At 61.1% G+C, this 24,423-nt stretch carries 19 protein-coding genes and 1 tRNA gene; 9 read left to right on the top strand and 11 right to left on the bottom strand.

Features of this window, described 5'->3' with window-relative positions; all coding sequences use genetic code 11:
- Positions 1–73: 73 nt before the first annotated feature.
- From glmM to I4W09_RS02855, 3 genes are all read right to left on the bottom strand, one after another.
- Positions 74–1,405: a phosphoglucosamine mutase gene (gene glmM / locus I4W09_RS02865; RefSeq protein ID WP_196031670.1), complete on the bottom strand. Its 1,332-nt coding sequence runs from the start codon at positions 1,403–1,405 to the stop codon at positions 74–76.
- An 83-nt stretch (positions 1,406–1,488) separates the two neighbouring features.
- Positions 1,489–3,801 (bottom strand): DUF4012 domain-containing protein, encoded by a 2,313-nt coding sequence (locus I4W09_RS02860; protein WP_196031668.1) that lies wholly within the window; start codon positions 3,799–3,801, stop codon positions 1,489–1,491.
- A gap of 149 nt (positions 3,802–3,950) precedes the next feature.
- Complete coding sequence (locus I4W09_RS02855; RefSeq protein ID WP_196031665.1) at positions 3,951–4,973, bottom strand: DMT family transporter; 1,023 nt, start codon at positions 4,971–4,973, stop codon at positions 3,951–3,953.
- Between the two features lie 289 nt (positions 4,974–5,262).
- Between I4W09_RS02855 and I4W09_RS02850 the strand changes: the two genes are divergently transcribed.
- Both I4W09_RS02850 and I4W09_RS02845 read left to right on the top strand, forming a co-directional pair.
- Positions 5,263–5,337, top strand: a tRNA-Val gene (locus I4W09_RS02850).
- Positions 5,338–5,563: 226 nt separating this feature from the next.
- Positions 5,564–6,250, top strand: coding sequence for a DUF5710 domain-containing protein (locus tag I4W09_RS02845; protein ID WP_196031663.1), 687 nt, complete (start codon positions 5,564–5,566; stop codon positions 6,248–6,250).
- Positions 6,251–6,288: 38 nt separating this feature from the next.
- Here the strand turns inward: I4W09_RS02845 and I4W09_RS02840 are convergent, their stop codons facing one another.
- Positions 6,289–6,573, bottom strand: coding sequence for a hypothetical protein (locus tag I4W09_RS02840; RefSeq protein WP_195361582.1), 285 nt, complete (start codon positions 6,571–6,573; stop codon positions 6,289–6,291).
- Between the two features lie 122 nt (positions 6,574–6,695).
- Positions 6,696–7,778, bottom strand: coding sequence for an HNH endonuclease (locus I4W09_RS02835; protein ID WP_196022480.1), 1,083 nt, complete (start codon positions 7,776–7,778; stop codon positions 6,696–6,698).
- Positions 7,779–7,993: 215 nt separating this feature from the next.
- Here I4W09_RS02835 and I4W09_RS02830 point away from each other — a divergent pair, with 215 nt between their 5' ends.
- Entirely contained in the window at positions 7,994–8,485 is a 492-nt protein-coding gene (locus I4W09_RS02830; protein WP_196031659.1) for a hypothetical protein, read from the top strand.
- 100 nt (positions 8,486–8,585) lie between these two features.
- Here I4W09_RS02830 and I4W09_RS02825 read toward each other — a convergent pair whose 3' ends face one another.
- Positions 8,586–10,052 carry an ATP-binding protein gene (locus I4W09_RS02825; RefSeq protein WP_196031657.1) on the bottom strand — a complete coding sequence of 489 codons (1,467 nt, stop codon included), beginning with the start codon at positions 10,050–10,052 and terminating at the stop codon, positions 8,586–8,588.
- Positions 10,053–10,579: 527 nt separating this feature from the next.
- On the opposite strand from I4W09_RS02825, the gene I4W09_RS02820 reads away from it, so the two are divergent.
- The 4 genes from I4W09_RS02820 (at position 10,580) to I4W09_RS02805 (ending at position 15,267) form a co-directional block, all read left to right on the top strand.
- Positions 10,580–13,624 (top strand): insulinase family protein, encoded by a 3,045-nt coding sequence (locus tag I4W09_RS02820; RefSeq protein ID WP_196031655.1) that lies wholly within the window; start codon positions 10,580–10,582, stop codon positions 13,622–13,624.
- Between the two features lie 314 nt (positions 13,625–13,938).
- A complete protein-coding gene (locus tag I4W09_RS10660; protein WP_117746728.1) occupies positions 13,939–14,202 on the top strand; it encodes a type II toxin-antitoxin system HicA family toxin in 264 nt (87 codons plus the stop codon).
- On the top strand, positions 14,195–14,524 hold the full coding sequence (locus I4W09_RS02810; RefSeq protein WP_196031653.1) for a type II toxin-antitoxin system HicB family antitoxin: 330 nt from the start codon (positions 14,195–14,197) through the stop codon (positions 14,522–14,524). The genes I4W09_RS10660 and I4W09_RS02810 overlap by 8 nt, the downstream gene beginning before the upstream one ends.
- A 146-nt stretch (positions 14,525–14,670) precedes the next feature.
- Positions 14,671–15,267 (top strand): 5-formyltetrahydrofolate cyclo-ligase, encoded by a 597-nt coding sequence (locus tag I4W09_RS02805; protein WP_196031651.1) that lies wholly within the window; start codon positions 14,671–14,673, stop codon positions 15,265–15,267.
- 167 nt (positions 15,268–15,434) lie between these two features.
- On the opposite strand, the gene I4W09_RS02800 is transcribed toward I4W09_RS02805, so the two are convergent.
- A complete protein-coding gene (locus tag I4W09_RS02800; RefSeq protein WP_196031649.1) occupies positions 15,435–16,256 on the bottom strand; it encodes a hypothetical protein in 822 nt (273 codons plus the stop codon).
- A 596-nt stretch (positions 16,257–16,852) separates the two neighbouring features.
- A complete protein-coding gene (gene metA / locus I4W09_RS02795) occupies positions 16,853–17,779 on the bottom strand; it encodes a homoserine O-acetyltransferase MetA (RefSeq protein WP_117583845.1) in 927 nt (308 codons plus the stop codon).
- Between the two features lie 211 nt (positions 17,780–17,990).
- Here metA and I4W09_RS02790 point away from each other — a divergent pair, with 211 nt between their 5' ends.
- Positions 17,991–18,968, top strand: coding sequence for an L-lactate dehydrogenase (locus I4W09_RS02790; RefSeq protein ID WP_196031647.1), 978 nt, complete (start codon positions 17,991–17,993; stop codon positions 18,966–18,968).
- A 134-nt stretch (positions 18,969–19,102) separates the two neighbouring features.
- Here the strand turns inward: I4W09_RS02790 and I4W09_RS02785 are convergent, their stop codons facing one another.
- The 3 genes from I4W09_RS02785 to I4W09_RS02775 all read right to left on the bottom strand — a co-directional run bounded on the left by I4W09_RS02785 (position 19,103) and on the right by I4W09_RS02775 (position 22,956).
- Positions 19,103–20,071 (bottom strand): SIS domain-containing protein, encoded by a 969-nt coding sequence (locus tag I4W09_RS02785; protein WP_196031645.1) that lies wholly within the window; start codon positions 20,069–20,071, stop codon positions 19,103–19,105.
- Between the two features lie 144 nt (positions 20,072–20,215).
- Positions 20,216–20,971: a GntR family transcriptional regulator gene (locus I4W09_RS02780; protein ID WP_196031643.1), complete on the bottom strand. Its 756-nt coding sequence runs from the start codon at positions 20,969–20,971 to the stop codon at positions 20,216–20,218.
- Between the two features lie 2 nt (positions 20,972–20,973).
- Positions 20,974–22,956: a RecQ family ATP-dependent DNA helicase gene (locus I4W09_RS02775; RefSeq protein ID WP_196031641.1), complete on the bottom strand. Its 1,983-nt coding sequence runs from the start codon at positions 22,954–22,956 to the stop codon at positions 20,974–20,976.
- Positions 22,957–23,263: 307 nt separating this feature from the next.
- On the opposite strand from I4W09_RS02775, the gene I4W09_RS02770 reads away from it, so the two are divergent.
- Entirely contained in the window at positions 23,264–24,385 is a 1,122-nt protein-coding gene (locus I4W09_RS02770; protein ID WP_271756724.1) for an IS110 family RNA-guided transposase, read from the top strand.
- Positions 24,386–24,423: the final 38 nt, after the last annotated feature.

Raw genomic sequence — 24,423 nt, 5'->3', positions numbered from 1 at the left:
AGGGGACGCCGCGGAACCAATCCGCAGCGTCCCCTTTCCACCTAGTCGTTTAAGAACGTCCCCAATGACTACCTTACAGAGCCTCCAGAGCACTTGCGATGCGCTTCATGGCGGCATCGGCGGATGCTTGGTCGGGCGCCTCGGCCAGCACGCGGATAACCGACTCGGTTCCGCTCTTGCGCACGAGCACGCGGCCCTCGCCTGCCAGCGCAGCCTCGGCCTCGGCGATGGCGTTCTGCACGCCCATATTCTCGAGCGCGGCGTCCTTGTCCGCCACGTGCACGGCCACCTGCGCCTGTGGCAGCAGCTTGCACGGAGCCGTGAGCTGCGAGAGCGTCTCGCGCTCGGCACGAATCACTTCCATCACGCGCAGCGAGGTCATAATGCCGTCGCCCGTGCGCTCGATATCGCCAAAGATCGTATGGCCCGTCTGCTCGCCGCCCAGGCTGTAGCCGCCCTCGCGCATCTTGGCATACACGTGACGGTCGCCCACGCCGCTGGTCACGGCACTCAGGCCGGCAAGCTCCAACGACTTGATCAGGCCAAAGTTGCTGGCGATCGTCGGCACCACGGTACCGCCCGAGAGACGCCCGTGCTTGTTCAGGTACACACCGCACACGTACAGGATCTGGTCACCGTCGACCACGCGGCCGCGCTCGTCCACGGCCAGGCAGCGGTCGGCATCGCCATCGTAGGCAAAACCCACATCCAGGCCCTGCTCCACCACGTGGCGCTGCAGACGCTCAATATGCGTAGAGCCGCAGTCGACATTGATGTTAAAGCCGTCGGGCGCGGCATTGATCACGCGCACATCGGCGCCCAGTGCGTCGAACACCGGCTTGGCCACCGAGGATGCCGAGCCGTTGGCGCAGTCGATACCGATCTTGACGCCCTGCAGCGAAAAGTTCGCGCTGGCGATGAGCGAAGCAATGTAGCGGTTGCGACCCTGCATGTAGTCCACCGTGGCGCCGATGTGGTTGCCCGTTGCCAGCGGCACCTCGCTCTTGCCATCGATATAGTCCTCGATGAGCTCCAGTACGTCCTCGTCCATCTTAAAGCCGTCGCTGTTGACGAGCTTAATGCCGTTATCGCAAAACGGGTTGTGGCTCGCGCTGATCATGATGCCGCAATCGAAGCAGCCTTCCACAGTCTGATGCGCTACGCCCGGCGTCGGGATCACATGCAGCATATAGGCGTCCGCACCGCTCGCGACCAGGCCGCTCACCAGCGCCGCCTCAAACATATAACTCGAGCGACGCGTGTCCTTGCCCACGATCACGCGTGCCTTGCGCTCGCGGTTGGCGCCGTAATACCAGCCCACAAAACGGCCAATCTTATAAGCGTGCTCTACCGTCAGCCCAACGTTGGCCTCACCGCGAAAGCCGTCGGTGCCAAAGTACTTCATGCGCTCTCCTTACAAAATAGGGGCGAACAGATTGCCTGTCCGCCCCAAAATGGTACTCGATTATCTGCGCTACCAGAAAAACCCTACGCCGACGCGCTGTCGCGAGCCGCCTGGCATGTAGGAGTCTGACGCAGCGTAAGCGGCTTGTCCCCCGCCTCGGCCGACGTGGTCAGCGTATACGTGATCGTCGTCGTCTCGCCAGCATGCAGGTCAACGGTGCCCGAATAGAAGGGGATTCCATGCCACGTAGCGGCGCCAAGACCAAACTGTGTGCCCTCAACCGTAAGGTCACTGATGTTGCCGCCCGTCGGGGCAAACAACGAGACATTCAGGCGTTCGTCGTCACGCGCGGCATCGGGTGCGCTCGCCGCAACGTAGTCGGGCAGCTTGCCTGCCTCCTCCTGCGTCATGATGTTCGTCAGAGTAACGGTGATGCGATACGAGCACGTGCCGTCGCCGTTCTTGATGCCCTGGCCGATCTGCGTGTCGGCGTTCAGATACCAGTCGAGCTTGGAGAAGCTCAGGTTGTTAAAGTAAACGCCGGCAACAGGATCGGCACTCGGGTCATCCGGATCGGGCAGCGAAGCGTCAATGCCCGTCTCTTTGATGGCACTCTGCTCATCATCGTTTCTCATCCACGCGATCAGGCGGCCCTCTTCGGCACCGCGCTCAACGGCGCTGACAAGCTTCGTAACATCGACATCGCCGATACCGCCAAGGATCTTGTCGAAGGCAGCGCTGGCGACGGATGCAAAGATGCCGTCAGACTCCTCGACCGGATAGTTCCAGTACACATCGTGCATGAGGACCTTTGCGGCGTTGGTGCCGTCGACAACCGTTCCGTCGGGCAGTGACACGTTACCGACCAGGCCCAGCAGATACTGCAGGAACACCGGGTCGATACCGATGACGCCATCAGCGTCCTGTCCATACTGGGACTTCCACAGCGCGGCGACACGCTGCGAGTTGCGGGGCCAATCAGGCGAATAGGTATTGCCCGAGTTGTACAGGTTACTGTGGTTGCCGAACAGCGCCTCATCCTCTTCGTCGACGCTCTCGACTGCCTCATCCTCGCTGAGTCCAATGCGGGGAACAAACTCGCCAATCGACATCTGGCCGTCAGTGACCGAAATCAGGCCCTGCGAACCGCCAAAGCCGCCGCAAGCACGAATCTCGACGTTGTTCATGGCGTACATAAGGTAGTTGCGCGTCTGGCCGTTGGCGCCGAGCATCTGGGGAAGGACGGGGGCGACCTTCTCCGCCGCGTCAACCGCACCGTTGAGGGTGGCAAAGCCGTCCTTGGCCTTATCGACCAGCTCGGTCACCTGGGAAATATGAGTATCGCCAATGCCCTGGACCTTCTCGTTGGCGCTCTTGAACACCTTCGAGCTGCTGGAAAGCGAATCGGCGACCGCCTGCAGCGCGGACACGTTAATCATGCCGTCCTGGAACAGCTTGCCGGGCGTGGCCTGCGAAAGGTTGTCGGCCATGGGAACCAGCGCGTTGCTCGAGACATCGGACAGGGCGTCGATCATGGTGCGGGCTGCGTTGATGTCACTGCCATACACCGGGATAAACGATGCCGCCGTCCACAGCGGGCTCGAGGTCTCCGCCTTCATGCTGTCGCAGAGCTCATCGATCTTCTTCGCGTCGTCAGGCAGCGTCGAAAAATCGCCCGACGTGACCTTGTCCTTAAGGCCACCGACGATCTCGACAGCCTCCTTCGCTTCGCTCTTTACGGTCTTTGCCGAGTTAAGCAGCATAAAGCCGCTTGCGCCAAGCGCAACGAGAAGCACCGCGACTACAACGGCAATAATGGCGCCGGTGTGACGCTTTTTGCGCTCGCCCTTGCGATGGCGATGACGGACCAGACCGTCAGAGGTCGAACTCGGCGAAGCGTCGCCACCGTAGTTCAAGCCAAAATCGTAATAATCTTCCTTGGAACCCGAGCCCGCAAACTCGGCACCGCCATCATCCAGGCGGGCGAACGTGCCAGTCTCGGAGGCGCCGGTGTAAATCGTGCCAAGGTTACCCGTAAGCCCCGCGCCACCGGCAGAGGGAGTATTGTTGGCGGCCTTGTCGGCATTAACGTTGCCGGCGGCATTCGCGGCGTTGGCAGCACCTGCGTTGTTCGCGGGTACCGAAGGAGCCCCGCTCGGCTGCGACGTGGAGGTTGCACCGCCCGCAAAGACATTCCCTCTTGCACGGCCGGTCTTTTTTGCCTTTTGAGACTGCTCGTACAGAGCGGTAAACATCGCTGTCTCGCCCGGGGACACGCGCTTACCGGAACCGCCCTGTCCAGCGCCGCCCGGCGTGCCGGCCTTACCAGCCCCGTTCGGACGCGGCGGAACTGCAGGACGGCCGCTATCGCTGCCCTTAAAGTGATTACCAGCCATAAAGAAATCCTCGCAATTGAGTCGCAATGAAAAAGTCCATAACGTTACTAGTTTATGGCATTTTGAGCATCGACAGCTAAACTCCAGACACGGACATCAATTGGCGAAAATGCGGCACAACACCTTTTCCGTCTTGGCAGCGGCGCCAGCTACACCGTGAGGAACATCATCACGATGATCATGGCAAAGCCGATAAGGTCGGTCGGCAAAAACACCGTGCCCAGCATAACGGCGCTGGTGATGGTCGCCGAGACGGGCTCCACGGTTCCGATGAGACTCGCACGCACCGAGCCGATGTCCTTAACGCCCTGCATATAAAGCATGTAAGCAAAAAACGAGCCGATAACCACGAACACCGCGAGCGCCTCGATGCCGGCAGCGTCGAGCGCCGGCATATGCGCCCAGGGCTGCACGAAGACACACGAGACCACGCCCGCCGTGAGCATTGCCGAGCCCGTGACGATAGGGCTGCCGTATTCGGGCAGGATCTTGGCGGGAATCACCGCCATACACGCGGCGCTGACCGCACACATAAGACCTGCTGCCAGGCCAAGCGGCGAGATATTCAGGCTGGTAGGGTCGCCGCCGGTGGCAATTAAAAAGGTTCCACCCAGAGCCAGGCCAATGCCGATGACTTCGCGAGTACGCGGCATGCGGCGATCGGTCACGCAGGCGTAGCCCATGATGATAACGAGCTGCAGGCACTGGAGCACCGTCGCGGTTCCGGCGTTCGTCAGGCGCACGGCCGAAAGATAGCAAAACTGGTTGAACAGCAGGCCAAAGGCAGTAAAGAGCAGCAGCTGCTTGCGATCGGCGGGTGTGGTCCAGAGCTTAATCAGGCGCTCGCGGTCGCGCGTAACAACCACGGCCATAAAGAGTAGACCGGCGAGAATCTGACGCACGCTCATAAGCCACAAGGTGTCGACGTGGTAGGTATCGAACAGAAAGCTCGCGCTGGTGCCCGAGAAGCCCCAAAACGAACCGCCCACCAGCGTAGCCAAGACGCCCGTGATCATCTTGCGCGACGACGCATCGTTAAGGCGCTCGCGCCAGGCGCGGCGGGTGCTACGGCTGAGCTCGTCGGTGCCCTCGGGCACATCAATGTTCGATATATCGGTCATCGGCACCGAAGCCCCTGCGCCTTCGACCTGCTCGACACACTCTTTGCTCATTCCACTCCCCCGAAACAGCCTGGAAACAATTCGGCTTACCTTACCACGGCGAAGGCACCAGCTGGAGGCTTGTCCGCTTATCGGTAGGACAATTCCGCAGGCGTCTTTCCATAGCTCGATACCGCAATGGCCTTGCATTATGCGACAGCCAAATCGCGGCAGTAAGCTCTTTTGAAATGGATATGACAAAGCCCCTGAATTCCACAATGTAAGCGATTTTTAAAAATGTTCTTGCCACCGAGTTCAGGCTCCGTTATATTATCCCTTGCGCGCTTGCGCACCCTTGATCGGGCGTTTAGCTCAGGGGGAGAGCGCTTCCCTGACACGGAAGAGGTCAGAAGTTCAAATCTTCTAACGCCCACCAAATGTTCACAGCTCAGAGGCTATGTCCTCTGGGCTGTTTTGTTTTATGTCGCCAAATCCGCTGGCAGCTCCAACCGCCCAACTAGCCAAAAGCCGACCATCTACTTGCCGATCTATCCATCGGCATAACCAATCAGTCCGCACCGCAGCTTCTCGGCAAAACGCCACGATGCCTGCGCCCTGCGGTATCCTTGAGCCACTTACACCTGCAGCACCAAGGAGCCACCATGCGCACCGAGCTCGATGTTCCCTTTTCGCACAAAGAAGAAGCCAAGGCGTTGGGCGCCAAATGGGACCGGACCAAGAAAATCTGGTATGTACCCAGCGGCGTCAACCCCGAGCCCTTTGCCGAGTGGCTGCCCGGTATTGACCGATCCGACCCCTCTGCGCCGTATATATATCTAGTACTGGGCAAGCGCGAGTGCTGGAAGTGTCACAAAGAGACCTCGGTCGCGGCCTTCGGCATTCCCTATCGAGCCGATAACGACGAGAGCATCGCCATCGCGCACGCGCCCAACGAAGCCGGGCACATTGCCATCGACACGGCCAACGCCAACGCACTTGCCATCGTGCCCGCTCTTGGCTGCGTGCCGGGCGAGATCCGCGACTACCTTCATAAGCGCTGCGGCTACAAGCCCGTAGGCGCGCGAGCCTCCAAAGCCCCGTCGCTCGGCAACACGTGCACCAGTTGCGACGCGCTGCAAGGCAGCCGCTATCTGTTCGAGGAGCCCTCGTCCCCGTTTGCCCTCACTGCCATCAACAAGCTGCCGGCACTGGAGTTTATACGCGTCGAAGTTGCCGGCGTCTTTGGCGTCCCGGCCACGCGTACCGACTTTGACCAGGCGCTCTTTACCTGGGCACGCGACCATCACGCCGAGTTCCACAAGCAGCTCGGTGAGGGGATTAATTTGTAGGGACGGAGAGGCCTTCACAGTCAGCTCCTCCGCATCACCTATCCCTCGTCGCCGGCGTCGTACACGATATCGAGGCCACAAACGGGGCATTTCTCCGGATACACCGGCATATGAACGCCTGTCTGTTTTCTCACTTCGTCGCTGAACCTGTCGCGCGCATCGATGAACCGAATGTCGAGACACGGTATTTGCGAGCCGCAGCAAGGGCAGGTGACGACAAACGACCCGCAATCAACCTCTACGCTCGGAAACATATTGTTGTCTATAAGGGCACACGGCAGTTTTCCGTACTTCCCCATCGCAATATCGCCTCGCCAGCTCATACACGCTCCCCTCTCGCTATACAAAACAGGAAGAGCATGCACCGGCGGGCATGCTCGAGATTGCATCGCCACGCGATCCGATCAAACAACACGATCGTCAAAGAATGCCAAAGCCAAATACGCTAATACGGCAGAAGCCCCGCCTTTTCACGCTTCTTTTCCGAGCGATCGAACTCAATGCGATGGGCCTCAAGAAACACCGTATTGGGTCGCCACTGACGCTCATTCGGCTGCCTTAGCGTCGCACCCGCAAAGGAAGCGTAGCCGGTCTTATCCAGCAGGTACGATCCGCACAGCCGATATTCGCCGCAAACAGGCTCAAACGAAATCAGATGAGCATCGAATAAAGCATGTAAGTCGCGCCGAAGCAGAATGCCGTTGCTGGCAACCTGCGATTTGGGTCCCGAGTAATTCTCGATATGTGCAGCCTCCAGAGCTTCGCTGACGCCGCAGTCCGACACCGCGCAACGGCCATCATAGGCGGCAACGAGCTGCTTGCGGAACCATTGCTGCCCCAATCGCTCGCGCCTTAACGCATAGCGGACCTTTTCGTCGTCGGTCGTACCCTGTCCGGCAAACTCAATATCGACGGGCATGTGCTTCAGATAGCTCATGTCGGGCGCAAAACGGGGGTCCGGTCCGCCTTTATGAACAGGACCGTGCAGAACAAACCATCCGTTTTCGGGCTCGAACCGTTCAACAAACGCAAGGCCGAGCACCTTGTAGCCCACCTCGGTTGCAAATATGACTCCGACTGGAACGCCACATTCCATGCAGTTGAGCATTTTACGGTTGTAATTCTGGTCTCGAGAACCAACGGCGCCTGGCGCTTGGACCGAATACTTAATGACCCACGTACCATCGTCCAAATAGAGCGGAGGTACATCGGTGTAGAAGCTCTTTTTAGAGTTATGGACCGAAAGCGCAAAGATCTTATTGGGATCTTGCTTCACCCGATCCTGGCCCGGCCAGAAGATCCCTGAATCCCGCGTTACGGGAAAGAAGTCCGAGCCAATTCTCAAACGATACTGATACTGAGGGCTATCTTCCTTGGTGTGGTGCGGAAGGCTGGTCCAAACGCCGCCGCGCTGTTCCTCACCCAGAAACCACTCCCATGCCTCAACGTATTCGGAAGGCACGAGACTGCAGGCGCGGTCATAGCTTGGTCCATCCATCAACGGAACAGCAAGGTCAATGTCGTTCATCGCCAGCACCTACAACCATACGAACGCGAGTCATGCCACTCAATAATATGGCCGAGAGTCAATTATTACGAGATCTCATTCCGCGATCGGCACATCGTTGATGCTCTCGGTTTGCCGCTGGCGCGTTTGTACCCCGCTGCCCCACTTCCCTGTATACTGATGTAGCACGTGTTTCATCCGGGCTTGTTGGGCCGGATTGTTCATGGGAGGTTCTTGTGGCTGTTTCGAATCCGCCTAAGGGAAGCGTTTCTTCTTCGTCCATCAAGCCGGTTACGCGCAAGGCCGTGCGTTGCCAGCGCGAGGTCGCTTGGCTTGTCACGCAGGCAGCGGGCAGGCTTGTGGCGACCACTCAGGACGTCAATGCGCCTACGCCGAGCTTTGTGCTGGCAGTGGCGCTGGATCGAGTACGCCAGCTGGAACTCGCCGCACAAGAAGACGGCAACCATCTTGGCTACCAGGACGCTATGGCGCCCGACCTGCAAACGTTCTGCCACATGGCCAAGTTGCCCGCCGCGCCCAATGCGCTTTCGGACGCAGGCTACATGTTTACGCTTTCGGGCGCGGACCTTATCCGCGACATCTATGCATACTGCAGCGAGCTCGCCGAGCGCCACGTCTTTGGCACGGCCGAAGTCAAACCGGGAAATGTCATCAAGCTGGTTCTTAGGCTGTTCTTGATGGACGGGTTCGGGGCCATGCCGGCGTAAGCCGAGTCTTTAGCATCACCGTCGACTGGGCAACAACCGCTTTACCTTAATGGACGCCAATCGAGGGTCGATTATTGGGTCGCCTCGTCCACTAACGCATCTATCCCACGCGCTCCGACAGTCGATACTTGCGGTTGCGGCTCGTCGCCGGCGCCGTGGGCTCAAGCTCGCCTTGAGCAATGAGCGCGTTGACGCGCGACCTAACCTGGGAAATTGTGAGCCCTGTGTGCTCTGCCAACTCGCGCGTCCCCAGCTCGCCGTAGTGTTTGAGTGCCGTCACAATTAAGCCCCCGCCATGATCGACCGGCTCGATCTTTGAACGGTAAAGTACGACCTTGAACCGATCGAATCCCGGGCGGAACAGGGGATCGGCCAGACCATACGCGCGCATGGCATCGATCATCATCGGGATGCCCGAGCCATTGCCCTCAACCGGCGAACCTGCGCCATCCGGCAGCGGAACAATCGACATGAGCTTCACAAGCGTCGCGTTACGGCATCGGGAGCTGCCGTCAAACAAGCTCTCGCGAGTCATTCCCCCGTAAAGGCCGCCAGGATTCGTCACCTCGACACGATCGTCAAAGACGTCGACGGCAATCGATTGTCCACAGAACCGATCCCCGTATTCTCGATGGATTACGGCGTTAGCGATTGCCTCGCGCAGAACCTCCTCGGGAATCTCAAGCGAGTCGACACGCGAGACGCCTTGGACGGTCGAGGTTCGCCGCAAATTCTCGGCGACGGCTGCGACGGCATCCGAGATCATCTCGCCCAACGTTCCCTCACAGATTGTGCGGTCCATGAATCTCAGCGACCCCGCCATGCCCTTCTGAGTTCCCGCATGGACAGCCACGTCAATGAAGAGCTTGGGATAGAACTGCTGAGGGTAGGTGCCCACAACTAGGAGTCCAGCCTTGGTGACATTGCCCTGGGAATCAAGGATATTTAGGCGCTCCAGCTTCGTTTGTTTGTCCGGCGCGCCGCGCATTGCCCGGGGTGTCAGCGAGAAAGCACGCTCTATCGTGCGGTCGACCAGGGCCTCGTCAAGATCGCCTGCGACCGCGCCGGGCACCGCATCGCGATCGCTAGGACTCGTCCGCTCGTATGACGACAGCGCCAAAACCTCGGTCGGTGAAAGTGGCACGTCTTTGTCATCGATGCGCTTGTAGCTGCCGCCCTGGGCGCCACGCTCTATTACATAGCAGGGCTTGCTCGACGGGTCGAGATCCTCAATCGTGATAGCGAGAACCACGGTGCCCCGAAGCTCCACGCGCTCAATGGTGTATTTGGGCGGATTGGCCAGTTTTCCGCGGCCGCCGGCATCACCCATGCCCGCTACGAATTGGTTGAGCACCTTCTCGGTCTCAAAGTTCTCAACCGGGACAAAGCCCGCGCGCTCGCTCACGCCGAGCACGATAATTCCGCCGGCGGTATTCGCGAATGCGCTAACCGTTTCCCATACGTCGCGAGAAAGCGTCGTGGCGCTCTCCTTGACCTCGACGTTAAGATCGTCCGAGCCCATGCGCCTTAAAGACTCGAGCAGACCGGTCAGCTCGTTTTCGTTCATCTGCACGTCCTTTCGCTCGGTCCGGCGGAGAATGCCGTGAATAGATTTCCTTCATCTCTCAGTTATCTCTCGTAATTATCTCTCATCTTACTGCTATCTCTCATATAAGAGATGAGTGAGAGATGGAAGATAAGATGTCTGCTATCTGTTTCATTTAAACATGTTCTTGCTGGTAGAACAATCGGTATTGAGACAATACCATGATTGCTTGTCTCTTTGCTGCTCAGTTATCTCTCATATTTATCTCTCATCTTTCTGTTATCTCTCATATTAGAGATGAGTGAGAGATGAGAAATGCATGAGTGATGGACGGTCAGGAATCGAGAGTGGATTTCCGGACGGTTTTTGGGCGTTTTGGAGCTGTTTCCGTCCGAAAATCCACTCTCGTTCAATTTGCGTCCGAATTTCCACGCTCGTGTGTCCGAAAATCCACGCTCGTGCGGCAGATTGGTCGAGGGCCCCATATGGGTATACTCTCGAGGATTCGACTCGATTCGCCCCCGCTGGGGCGTCAAAGGAGACTGCATATGCCCACTACCTCAACCGACCCGCGCGCCGCTGCCGCCGCGCTGCTGGTGCCTGGCACCACCTGCCATGGCTTTGCCGTCGAGCGCTGCGAGACCGTGCCCGAGCTCGACTCGGACGCCTACGTGCTGCGCCACACCGCCTCGGGCGCTCGCCTGCTGTACCTGGCGTGCGACGACGAGAACAAGGCCTTTGCCATTGGCTTTAAGACGCCGCCGGCCGATTCCACCGGCGTGTTCCATATTCTTGAGCACTCAGTGCTGTGCGGATCGGCCAAGTTTCCCGTCAAGGAGCCGTTCGTGGACCTGATCAAGAGCTCCATGCAGACGTTCCTCAACGCCATGACCTACCCCGACAAGACTATCTACCCCGTTGCCACCACCAACGAGCAGGACCTGTACAACCTGATGGACGTGTACCTGGACGCGGTGTTCAACCCGGCCATCTACACCAAGCCGACCATTTTTGAGCAGGAGGGCTGGCACTACGAGTTGGACCTGCCGCAGGGCGCCGAGAGCGAGGGCGACGGCGGCTCCGCCAGCCCGCGCGAAGGCACGCTGCGCTATAACGGCGTGGTGTTCAACGAGATGAAGGGTGCGCTGTCCGATCCCATGAGCGTGCTGGACGACGCCGTCAACGCCGCGCTCTATCCCGACACCGCCTATGCACACGAGAGCGGCGGCGACCCGCGCGCGATTCCCGCGCTCACCTACGAGCAGTTCCTGGACACGCACGCGCGCCACTACAATCCCTCCAACTCCTACATCACGCTCTACGGCGACCTGGACGCGGACCGTGCCCTGGCCTTTTTGGACGAGCGCTACCTGTCGCAGCCGAGCGCCGCGAGCCGCCGCATGGACGCAGCCGTCGCCGCCGGCGAGGACCCGTCCACGCTGGCACCCAATCCGCTGGGCGTGCAGGCGCCCGTGACCTGCGAGTATAAGCGCGTCGAGATGGCCACCACGCCCGAAAACGCCCTGGTAGGCTTGGGTCTTGTGCTGGGCAGCGCGCTCGACCGCAAGCGCACGATCGCGGCGGATATCCTGTTCGAGGCACTGCTGGGTTCCAACGAAGCGCCGGTTAAGAAGGCCATTCTGGCCGCCGGCCTGGGCGGCAACGTGGTGAGCTACACCGCGGCCGAGAGCCTGCAGCCCTACGAGCTCATTATGCTGCAGAACGCGCAGACCGGCGTGGCGCGCGAGCTGCGCCGCGTGTTCCAGGACGCCTGCCGCGACCTGTGCGAGCACGGCGTTCCGCGCGAGCGCCTGGAAGCCATCATCAGCAGCAACGAGTACGACCTGCGCCAGCGCGACTATGGCATCGCCGACGGCGTGGCCATTGCGTGCGACGCGCTGAGCACCTGGCTCTACGATGACGACGCCGCGACGCTGGCGCTCAAGTACGGCCCGGTGTACGAGGAGCTGCGTGGCGAGCTGGACGGCAGCTATTTTGAGGACCTGCTGCGCGAGCTCGTGCTGGAAAACGACCACATGGCGCTGGTCGAGCTGGTGCCGGTGGACGCCGCTGAGGGTTCGGAGGGCGCCGAAGCTGCCGAGCTGGCTGCCAAGCGCGACGCCATGACCGATGCCGAGCTGGCCGACGTGGTCGAGCGCACGGTCGCACTGCGTGCCGCGCAGGAGGCCGAGGACACGCCCGAGGCCAAGGCCACGCTGCCGCGCCTGCGCGTTTCCGACATTGGCGAGGCGCGCCCCGAGCCGCCGCTGGTCGTGGACACCACTGCGCCCATCCCCTGCCTGCGCCACGGCATCCCCACCAACCGCCTGGCCTACGCCATGCAGTATTTCGACCTGAGCTGCGTCGCGTTTAAGGACCTGCCCTATGTGACGCTGCTCTGCCGCCTGCTCAAGCAGCTGCCCACGAGCGAGCACTCGGCCGAGGAGCTCGACAACTTGCTCGCCGGCAAGCTCGGCTTTTTGAGCTTTACGACCGAGGTCATGACCCAGCCCGACGTGGACGGCGTGCGCCCTTATCTGTTGGTGAGCGCCGGCGCCCTATCCGAGAAGATCGATGCGCTGGCGAGCCTGCCGCGCGAGGTGTGGTCGAGCACGCTATTGCTCGACGCCGACGCCGACCGCGTGCGCGACGTGCTCACGCAGATTCGCATTGGGCTTGAGCAGGGCTTTATCAACAACGGTCACTCGGCGGCGCTCGGTCGCGCGATGAGCTACAGCTCGCCTTCGGCCATGGTGCGCGAGCAGCTTTCGGGCGTGGACTTCTACCTGTTCCTGCGCGATCTGCTCGACCACTTTGACGAGCGCCTGGACGGTCTGCGTGCCAAGCTTGCCGAGCTGGCAGACCGCATCTTTGTGGCCGATGGCTGCATGGCGAGCTTTACCGGCAGTGACGAGGACTTTGACGCGTACTGGGATGCTGCGGGCGACCTGGGGCTGGGCGCGGGCCACGGCGCCGATGCCGGCCGCAACGCACTCGTGGTGCCGACGCCGTGCGACCGCCACGAGGCCTTTGTCATCCCCAGCGACATCTGCTTTGCGGCAAGCGCGTGCGACCCGCGTCGCTTAGGGCTTGACGTGACGGGCGCCTGGGCGGTTGCCGCCAACGCGCTCTCCTACGACTATCTGTGGAACGAGATCCGCGTGAAGGGCGGCGCGTACGGCTGCGGATTCCGCGCGGCAGGCGAGCGTCAGACGGCGTTCTACACCTACCGCGACCCGGCAATCGACCCCTCGATTGAGCGCGTGGCGCGCGCGGGTGAATGGCTCGGCAGCTTTGAGCCCGACGAGGCCGCCTTTGAGGGCTTTATCGTGAGCTGCGTGAGCGGCATGGACGCGCCGGTAAAGCCGTACGCGCTCACCAAGCGCCGCAACACGACCTACCTGGCCGGGCTCGATCCGCACGCACGCGAGGAGCGCCGCGCCCAGATGCTCGCCGCCACGCCCGGTGAGCTTCGCTCGCTCGGCGCCGACGTGACGCGCATTGCGGCCGAGTCGCCCACCTGCGTCTTTGGTGGCCGCGACGTCATCGCCAAGAGCAACGCCGGCTTTAACGTAGTCGACCTGCTGGGCTAACCGCAACAAAGGTAGATTTTTGGGACATGCCTGAAAATCTACCTTTTCTTTTGCCGCTGCTTGGGCAGGGCAGCTCAGCCCGTCCCACCAGTTTGTCTAAATCTGTAACAGCTAGGCCCATTTTTGCCGAGTTAATGTTACAGATCGAGACAAACCGCCGCAGACACCCGCCCCACCAGCAAAACCCCCACGAAGGGGCAGGTGCCTTCGTGGTGGTTCGAACACTTGTTCTATACGTACACATGTTCTATAGTAGGGGCGCTTGCATCGGACTTAAATTGCAACTAGGATATAGTTGCAGAATGTGAGGCGGGATGACTCGGACCGATAAACTCATCGCCCAACTGCTTAGCTGCCCTTCGACGTATCGGTATACCGATTTTTTAAAAGTCATGGCTTCATATGGCTTTGAAATGGACAACAAAGGCAAGACATCCGGATCGCGCATTCGCTTCTACAGGCCATCAGATGGCAGGATGTTCGTAATGCACGCGCCACATCCATCTGACGAATTGACGGCGGGGACCATTCGAAACATCGTTCGATTTCTGCAAGATGTCGGAGGTAGTCATGAGTAACGTTTTGGCATACAAGGGTTATTTCGCCCCAGTCGAGTTCGATGCCGAACAGCATGTGCTAACAGGTATGGTCACCGGCATTAGGGACGCAATCGTATTTGAAGGCTCCACAGCTGAAGAGGTGGAGCAATGCTTCCACGACGCCGTCGACGATTACCTTGAGTTTTGCGCCGAGAAAGGCAAGGAACCCGAGCGGGCTTTTAAGGGCTCGTTCAACATAAGAACGGGCTCTGAGCTCCACAAGCAAGCGGCGCTGGCAGCGGCAAAGAAGGGTGAGTCACTCAATAAGTTTGTGACTGAAGCAATCGCTGCGGCGTTATAGCATTAACGCATAGGCCCAAACAACCACAAAGGGCGCAGTTCACAGGCATATTTGCGGTGGCTTTACTGCCCATATCGCGTTTGCCCAGATAAAACCTGCCAAAATAAACCTGTCCCTTTTTGGCAGGTTTGGGAGAAAAGGTTGAGATGGATAAGGTTGAGCTGCGACGGGCGGTGATTGCTCGGCGCGATGCTCTTGATTTGGATGTGCGTGCTGCGATGTCTGCCGTTATCTGTGCGCGACTTGTCGAGCTGTTGGATCGCTTGGGTGCCGCGGCGCCGCACACCGTTGCCGTCTATGCCGCCATGGGTTCCGAAGTCGATCCTGCCGCGTTTGCCGCAGCTGCCGCCAAACGCGGCTGGCGCGTGGCCTATCCGTGCATGTTCTCGGCAATTGATGCCGCAGCTTGTGGCCAGCGCATGTGCATGCGGGCAGTTGCCGCCGACGATGCGTCCGCGGCACCGTTTATCGCCCACCCCACGCGGGTCTTTGCGGCCGTGGACATCGACAACGACCGCTTCCCTATCGTGCCTGCCGAAGCTCTCGACATGGTCGTCGTGCCGCTCGTAGCCTTCGACCGCGCCGGCGCGCGCCTGGGCTACGGCGGCGGCTGCTATGACCGCTACCTGCCCATGCTCTCGCCCGCATGTCAAATCATCGGCATCGCCTTTGACGAGCAGCGTGTCGACCACGTTCCCAACGACGCCCACGACCTGCCGCTACCCCACATCATCAGCGCCTGATCGCCGCTGTATCGCACCCGCAAGATGAGCGTGGAAAATCTCCCACTTTGAGCCCCCTTACGAGCCAAAAGTGGGAGATTATCCACGCTCAACCATTGCGCGTCCAGATTTCCACGCTCGTCCGTCCGGATTTCCACGCTCGTGCGGCTCAACGTCCTGCAACTGCCTCAACACGCACGCGGCACGCCGGCAACTTTGAGTTTGCGATCGAGCTTTGACGGGTCCCTCAAATCATCCCAGCACAAGCGCACGATCTTGCAGTTATCAAGCAGCGAAAGCCTCGACTCGCGCTGGCGCTCATCAAACTGCGCCTTCGCGAGCTTGCCCTCCTCCGCCGCCTTCTCGCTTTTAACGAATCCGTCGAACTCCCCGATAATCAGCTGGTCGCCCGCACGCCACAAGTAGTCAACGCGATACGGCCGTCCCGGCTCAACCGGGTCGAACAGCTCAACTTGCAGCTCCGGCGTCTGCCAACCGCGCTCGATCATCAGGGCGCGCGCCTTGGACTCGCCACCGCTTTCCGATAGGCCATCGGCACACCGCGCAACACTTCGCGCCGTCACAACACCGCGACGATTTAAGCCAAGCTTGTCGACTGCCTCAACGAGATGCTCCTTCGACAACAGCTGCTCATGAAGCGCCGAGTCCGCAATGATCAGTCCCTCGACAAACGATGCATCGACCAGGCAATCCGTAATCGTTTGATCGATATCGGTCACGGCAATATCCATCTGGATTGCCCGTGTTTGACGAGCATAACGATGGCGAATCACCTGAGAGCCGGGCGTCGTCGATTGCGCCGGCGCCACGGCGATATGGATGTGCGCCAAATTGGCATGCGAAACCGAAAGGCCATAGATAACAGCCGCCGTATAGGAGCAAAACGTCCAGTCGGGATGTTTTTGCGCAAGGGCCCGCACCCGATGCAGATAACGCTGCCGAAACTTGAGCTCGGACCAATAATCCGGACGCGCATACAGCCCCGGCATGACCGCCTCTAGACTTCACGCCGCCACCCGCCGCTCAATCTGCTTTGCCTCCGCCGTCGTGCGTGCGTACACGCAGCTCATCTGCTGTTCGCATGCTTTAATGTGACTTGTAAGCCTTTGATTCGCCGTCATGTTTCCCATGTCGCCTCCCAACTCTTGGAACGGCGCAAACGTACCAGACGGTTTCATGCGAAGTCTGACCAAATGCTGTCCAGGCGCTGACCAAATGCTTGACGGTTTTGGACGTTTTAGGCTGATGACTTATATCTGCAGGTAGGGTGGTTGTCGAGAGGTCCCCGTCTCCATAATTTGGCGCCTTGGTCCATCGGATTATCAGAAAGAAAAACCCGTCGAGATTCAAGACCACGCCAAATGCGACTTTGCCTCTGCACGCACCGTCTCTTAGCCGAGCCATCGGCATCTACATGCCTAAAAAATGAGCGTGGATAATCTTCCGTTTTGAGCCTAGTTTCAAGCCAAAAGTGGGAGATTATCCACGCTCGATTTGTAAACGTCCGAAAATCCACGTTCGCGTGTCCGATAATCCACGCTCGTCATGCCGTGAGCACAGCCACAGTCGCAGCCACGGCCGCAGCCTAGTGCTCCTCGCCGGCGCGGGCCAGGTCGTAGGGCGTGGTCTGGTAGACGTAGTAGTTGAGCCAGTTGGTGTAGAACAGCTGAGCCTGACTGCGCCAGACGTTGCGCGGCTCGGCGGTGGGGTCGTCGTTCGGGAAGTAATGCGCCGGCACCTGAGGGTTAAGCCCGCGCTTCACGTCGCGCTCGTACTCCAAACGCAGCGTGTCGGTATCGTACTCGGGATGGCCAAAGACAAAGAAGCGGCGGCTGTCGGTCGACTTGACGATGTACAGGCCCACCTCGTCGGACACGGCCACGACCTCAAGCTGCGGCTCGGCCTCCACGTCCTCGCGGCGCACATCGGTGTTGCGCGAATGCACGGCATAGAAACGGTCGTCAAAGCCGCGGACCAGCGGGCTTTGCGGCTTCACCAGATAATGCTCGAACACGCCACTCGCCTTTGCCGGCAGGTCGTACTTCTGGATGCCGTAATGATGGTACAGGCCGGCCTGTGCGCCCCAACAAATGTGCAGCGTAGAGTGCACGTGCGTGGTGGACCAATCCATGATCTGGCAGAGCTCGGGCCAGTAGTCGACCTCCTCGAACGGCATCTGCTCCACCGGCGCGCCCGTGATGATCAGGCCGTCGTAGTGAATGTCGCGGATGTCGTCGAATGTGCGGTAGAACGTCTCCAGGTGGCCGGCGCTCACGTGCGTGGCCTCGTGCGTCTTGGTGCGCAGCAGGTCCACCTCCACCTGCAGCGGCGTGTTGGAGAGCTTGCGCATGATCTGCGTCTCGGTGGCGATCTTGGTGGGCATGAGGTTGAGGATGAGCACGCGCAGCGGACGGATGTCCTGGTGCAGCGCGCGGTACTCGGTCATGACAAAGATGTTCTCGCTCTCGAGCTGCGCGGCGGCAGGGAGGGCGTCGGGGATGCGAATGGGCATGGATGCTCCTTACGAGTCAGTTGCAGCTATGGTACAACGACCGGCCCCATCCGCGCGAGTGCATCGCCCAGCGATGCCGTCAGCGGCCCAAATCACTCCAAAAGTAGAAATTAAGGCATGTCCCAAAAATCTATGGCGCTTTAGCCTGGCAAAGTGGCGGCAGGAAGCTACAATGGTTCGACGCGAAAAACTCGGCCGAAAGGATACGTATATGTACCAGACGCGTAAGATCGGTGTGGTCGGCCAGGGCCACGTAGGAGCACATGTCGCCAACAGCCTGCTCATGCAGGGCATTGCCGATGAGCTGTACCTGTGCGATATCAACGAGGCCAAGGTGACGTCCGAGGTCCAGGACCTGTGCGACTCCCTTTCGTTTGTCCCGTACAACACCAAGATCGTCAACTGCTACGACCACTACGAGGAGCTGGCCTGCTGCGACGTCATCGTCAACGCCGCCGGCAAGGTCGCGCTGGCCGCCGGCAACCGCGACGGCGAGCTGTTCTTTACCACCGATGCCGCCCGCACCTTTGCCAAGCGCATCGTCGACGCCGGCTTTGACGGCATCTTCGTGAGCATCTCCAACCCCTGCGACGTCGTGTGCACCGAGCTGTGGCACCTGACCGGCTACGATCCCAAGAAGATCATCGGCTCGGGCTGCGGCCTGGACTCCGCCCGCCTGCGCACCGAGATCTCCAAGAAGGTCGGTGTGAGCCCCAAGTCCATCGACGCCTACATGATCGGCGAGCATGGCTTTAGCCAACTGGCAGCCTTTAAGGCCGCGACCATCGCCGGTAAGAGACTCAACGAGCTTCAGGCCGAAAACCCCGACAAGTACGCCTTCGACCACATGGAGGTCGAGGAGCTTGCACGCAAGGGCGGCTATGTGACCTACCAGGGCAAGCAGTGCACCGAGTACGCCGTCGCCAACTCCGCCGCGCGCGTCTGCGCTGCTGTTCTGCACAACGAGCACGCCGTGCTTTCGGCCTCTACGCTTATGACCGGCCAGTATGGCGAGGAGGGTATTTTTACCTCCCTGCCGTGCGTGATCGGTGCCGAGGGCGTCGAGGAGGTCTACACGCTGGACCTGTCCGAGCACGAGCTCGAGGGCTTCCACAAGAGCTGCCAGCACATCCGCGACAACATCGCCCAACTCGACTGGTGGGATGCCGAGGCCTACGACGCCAAGTAAGCCGCTGACTGACGCGACACCTCGCTCATACGGACGCCATGCAAAGCGGGCCGCGCCGGAAATCCCCGGCACGGCCCGCTTTTTTGACTCGCGCTGCGCCCTTGCGAATCGAAGGTGAATGGTTTTCCCGTTACCTAATACTGCTCGATGCCCATGTAGCGACGAACCTCGGGGCTGTGGTCGAATACCTTGCCGCGAGCGGCACGCAGCTCGCAGCTCATGTTGTAGAAGAAGATCGGCTCCAGGTACGAACGCACGCTGGCAGGCACCTCGCCCACGCCGTACTCGAGTGCATCGAGCACCATGACCGTATCGGTGTGCGTGTTGAGGAACGCCAGCGCACGCTCCTCCATGGGGCGGCACTCGCCCGATCCAAGCTGCACAAAGTAGAACACGCCGGGCTCGGTGGCCTCGAACGGGCCGTGGAAATACTCGCCGGAGTGGATATAGCAGCAGTGCTGCCACTGCATCTCCATGAGCGAGCAGATGGCCATGGCGTAGGTCTGGCTAAAGTTGGGGCCGGAACCCAGAATATAGAAGAACTTATGCTGCTGGCAGAGCTCGGCAAAACGGGCGCCCAGCTCAGCGTTGACCTTCTCGCGGGCAGCGGGCAGCAGCGCATCCATCTGCTTGAGGCCAGCGTACATGTCGGCAAGCGCCTCGTAACCCTCTTGCTGGTCGAGCAGCTCGGCAGCCATCAGGGCGCCGATGCCCTGCGGCACCTCGGCCTGCGGCACGCCTTCGCCCCACGGATAGACCCAGGTGGTCCACTTGCCGTTATCGATCTTGGAGCCCTCGCAGTCGGTGAGGGCGACAACCTCGGCGCCGGCGGCCAGCGCCATCTCGCAGCCGTCGACGACCTCCTGCGTGTTGCCGCTGTGGCTGCAGGCGATGACGAGCGACTTCTCGCCAAGGCTCTTGGGGGCCATCAGGCAAAACTCGCGCGCCGTGTAGACCGTCGAGGTAAACGTGGTTGCCTCGCGCTTGAGCAGCTCGTTGGCCGGCATCAGGTCGATCATCGAACCGCCGCAGGCGATCCAAAAGACGTTCTCAATCTTGCCCTTGCGCTCGATAATTTCCTGAATCAGATCGTGTGCGTTCATGGTGATGCTCCTCCTTGTGTGGCGCTTTTGAACGACGGCAGCTCGTACCTGCGGTCGTTCTATGTTATCCTATTTATAGCACGCATGACGACGCCCGTGAAGCCATTTCACCAAATTTGTTCTATATCGTTCTATCTGTGGACGTTAGATGTCGAACACGTAGCGCGAACCCACGATCTTTTGGCGTCCGAGCAGCAAGGGCCGCTCGTCCTCATCGGTAAAGTACGCCTCCATATAGAAGAGCGGCTCGCCGACCGGCACCTCCAGCAGCGAGGCCGCCTGAGCATCGGCAAGCGCAATCTCCACAGTACAGGGGTCGGACTTGAGCGGCGCGCGGCCCGAATGCTCGGCAACGAGCGCAAAGATGGAATTGTCCGTGAGGTCCTTGTCGGTAAGCGTCTGCAGATAGGGATGGTCGGCCAGCACAAAGGCGTTGTTCTCGAGCATGACGGGCACGCCGTCTGCCGTGCGCACGCGCTCGACCACGATGAGCTCGCAGCCGGGTTCCACCCCAAAAAACACCGCGTCCTCGCGCGTCGCCGCAACCACCGTGCGCGACACCAGACGTGCTCCGGCCACCATGTCGTTGGCAGCGCAACCCTCGGAAAAGCTCTGAACGTCACCCTTCTGGACAATCTTGCGTTTGAGCTTGGGCGCACACACAAACGTGCCCCTCCCCTGCTGGCGGTTGAGATACCCCGCGCGCGACAGCTCCTCGATGGCGCGGCGCACGGTGACGCGCCCCACGCCATAAGACTTCGCGAGCTCCATCTCGGAAGGAATGCGCGAGCCGGATGCGTACACGCCACGCGCGATCTCGCCCTTTAGGTCATCCATAACCTGCTGGTACAGCGGCACGGCGGACACCTCAGTGCGCTCGGTTTTATCGTCGGATGCCATCGTTATGCTCCATTCCGTGCATGCTCGGACTCAAACTCTTCAATCGCCGCCATAAACTGCTCGCCAAAGGCATCGGCCTTTTTCTCGCCAATACCGTTGACCTGGATAAGCTCGTCGCGTGTCTGAGGTCGTAGGCGGCACAGGCCGCGCAGGGCCTTGTCAGAGAAGACCATGTACGGCGCCATCTCCAGCTCGGTCGAAATCTCCTTGCGCAGGGCACGCAGGCGCTCGAACAGCTCGGCATCGTCACCCACGCGCGGGCGCTGATCTAGCTCGGCCTCCTCACGCAGCAGATCCACCGCGCGGCGGGCACGGGCCGAGGCCTTGTGCTTGGACGCACGACGCTTAACGGTAAAGGCAAACGCCTCATCCTCGACCTCGGCGGCACGCGGGCCCAGCCCCACGACCGGGTACTGCCCCTGCGAGGTAGCCAGATAACCGCGGCCGCACAGCTGGCCGATGATGTCCTTGATACGCCCGACCGATTCGCTCGACAGCTCACCATAGCCGCGGTCCTCGTCCAGATGCATCTGGCGAATGCGCTCGGTGTTGCCGCCGTGGAGCACGTCGGCGATGAGCGACTTGCCAAAGCGCATGGGTCGCGTGGCCACATAGCGCACAGCGGCGCGGGCCATATCGGTGACGTCCTCGACCTCGAACTGCGTAAGGCAGTTGCTGCAGTTGCCGCAGCCCTCGGCCTCGTCCGTGGCGGTGGCGCCCGCACCAGCCGCGGCAGCATGCTCGGCCGCGGCCTCGTCGCCAAAGTAGCGCAACATATATTCGCGCAGACAGCCGGTGGTATTGCAATAGCCCTCCATCTGGCTGAGCAGACGATATCGATTCTGAAGCGCCCACGCGCGCTGCTCGTCGTCAAGCGCCTCATCGGCGGCATCGCCGCGGTCGATTAAAAAGCGGCGCATGCGAAAATCGTTACCGTTCCACAGCAAGTGGCAGCTTGCCGGGTCGCCATCACGGCCGGCGCGGCCCGCCTCTTGGTAGTATGCCTCGATGCTCTCGGGCACGTTGTTGTGGATCACGTAGCGCACGTTGGGCTTGTCGATGCCCATGCCAAAGGCGTTGGTGGCAACCATCACCTGAATGTCGTCGTCGATAAAGGCACGCTGGCTTTGGCGGCGGGCGTCGTTGCCCATGCCGGCATGGTAGCGACCCACGCGAATGCCGCTGGGGCCCAGTGCCTCGGCAAGCTCGCCTGCCAGCGCATCGACCGTCTTGCGGGTCGAGCAATACACGATGCCGCTCTCGCCCGAATGCGCAATCACATAGTCGCGCACCCAGGCGGTCTTGGCCTTGTCGCCCATCTCCTCGCAACCAAAGTAGAGGTTCTTGCGATCGAAGCCCGTTACCACCGTCGCGGGGTTTTGCAGGCCGAGCATTTGCTGAATGTCCGCGCGCACACGCTCGGTCGCCGTAGCGGTAAAGGCTGCCACGATAGGGCGCTGCGGCAGGGAATCGATGAACTCGCGAATCTGCAGGTAGGCGGGGCGGAAATCCTGGCCCCATTGGCTCACGCAGTGGGCCTCGTCAATGGCCACGAGCGGCACGCCGATGCCGCCTCCGGCCGCAGCTTCCTGCGCAAAGGCCAAAAAACGCGGCTCAAGCAAGCGCTCGGGCGCCACGTACATAAGCTGATAGCGGCCCTCGCGCGCCCGCTTGAGCACGGTGTTTTGCTGGGCCGGGGTAAGGCTGGAGTTGAGATAGCTGGGTCGCGCACCCGCCGCGAGCAACGCACGGGTCTGGTCCTCCATAAGCGACAGCAGCGGACTCACCACAAAGGTGATGCCGGGCAGCATGAGCGCGGGCACCTGGTAGCAAATGGACTTGCCGGCGCCCGTGGGCATAACACCCAACGCATCGCGACCGGCAAGGATCGCATCGACCATGCGGTCCTGTCCCGGGCGAAACGAGGTGTAGCCAAAATAGGCGCCGAGCGTGTCGAGCGCCATCTGCTGCATGCTATCGGTCATGGTTTCCTAACGTCCAAGTCATCTGCCGCCGATTATACGCCGCCACGCGGACCGGTGCCGCGCGGCTGCCGGCCACGGGCAACGCAATCCAAAAGGAACGAGCGTGGGATTTTTGGACACTTTCCCAACGGCTAATCTCTTGACAAGCGCGCAAACGTCGCTGGTTGAGCATAAGTCAGACACTATGACCCAATCCGAGGGCACGGAAACGACAGGAGCCCCCGCTCGTGACCGCGGGTCGGGGCTGCGACAATGTTGTTGAAGTGCCAGAGGCGCAGCCGCGCCGCAACGAGGTTGGGAGGCTCCCGTGCCTAGATATTCTACCGCCTTCGGAATGGACGTACACCTCAGGTCCACCACCGTCTGCGCGCTCGACGCGGAGACGGGCGAGGCCGTGACGAGGAGGTTCCGCGGCAACCCCTGGGGCGAGGTCGCGGAGTGGATGTCGGGCTTCCCCGGCCCGTCGCTCGCCGCCTACGAGAGCGGCTACCTCGGCTTCGCCCCGCAGAGGGAGCTCTCCGGGCTCGGCGTCGACTGCGTCGTCGCGGCCGTCTCCAGGGTCCCGAGGTCGGCGGCAGACTTCTCGTCCAAGAACGACCGCAACGACGCGGCCAGGATGGCCAAGGCGATACTGTCGCACGACATCTCCCCGGTATGGGTGCCGTCCCCCGAGATCGAGGGGCTCAGGGACCTCGCCGGGGCCCACGACGCGGCGACCGCGAGGCTCGCGGCGGCGAAGCAGCGGCTCCTGGCGTTCCTGGCCCGCCGTGGCTACGCCTACGGCGGCACGACGCCGGCCGGAAACCCCCGGAGGTACTGGACGTACGACTTCCTCAGGTGGCTCGACAAGGTCCGGCCCGCCGACGACGGCGGCATCCGGGCGCTGGCGGCGCTGAGGAGCGAGGTCGAGGCGGCCGCCGAGACGCGCGACGACCTCCTCGCCGAGTACAGGGCCGCCGTCGCGGCGGGCCCCCTCTCGGCGGAGGTCGAGGCGCTCCAGTCGATCAAGGGATGCGGGTTCGCGCTCGCCGCCGCCTTCGCGTCCGAGGTCGGCGACTTCTCGAGGTTCCGCTCCGGCAGGCAGGTGACGTCCTACTTCGGCCTCGCCCCGAAGCAGAGGTCGAGCGCGGACTCCGTGCGCCTCGGCGGGATCAGCGGGGCCGGCAACGCCCTCGTCAGGAGGTTGGCTGTCGAGGGGTCCTGGAGCTACGTCCAAGCGAGCCACCAACCGAAGCTGATGCCCAAGGGCAGCGGCGTCCCCCTCGAGGTGAGGATGCACGGGAGGAAGGGTTCCGAGCGCCTGCTCCGGCGCCGCGAGGAGATGCTCGCCAGGGGCATGCCCCAGGCGAAGGCGAACGCCGCCACCGCGGCCGAGCTCGTGAGGTGGCTGTGGGCCCTCGGCGCGATGTGCCGGGAGGGCGCGGAATAGACATAGCCCCCGTCCCGGCGAGCCGGGCGGCCTTCGGG

This window comes from Collinsella aerofaciens, from assembly GCF_015670795.1.
Lineage (GTDB): Bacteria > Actinomycetota > Coriobacteriia > Coriobacteriales > Coriobacteriaceae > Collinsella > Collinsella aerofaciens_Q.
This window is presented reverse-complemented; position numbering and strand designations above follow the sequence as displayed.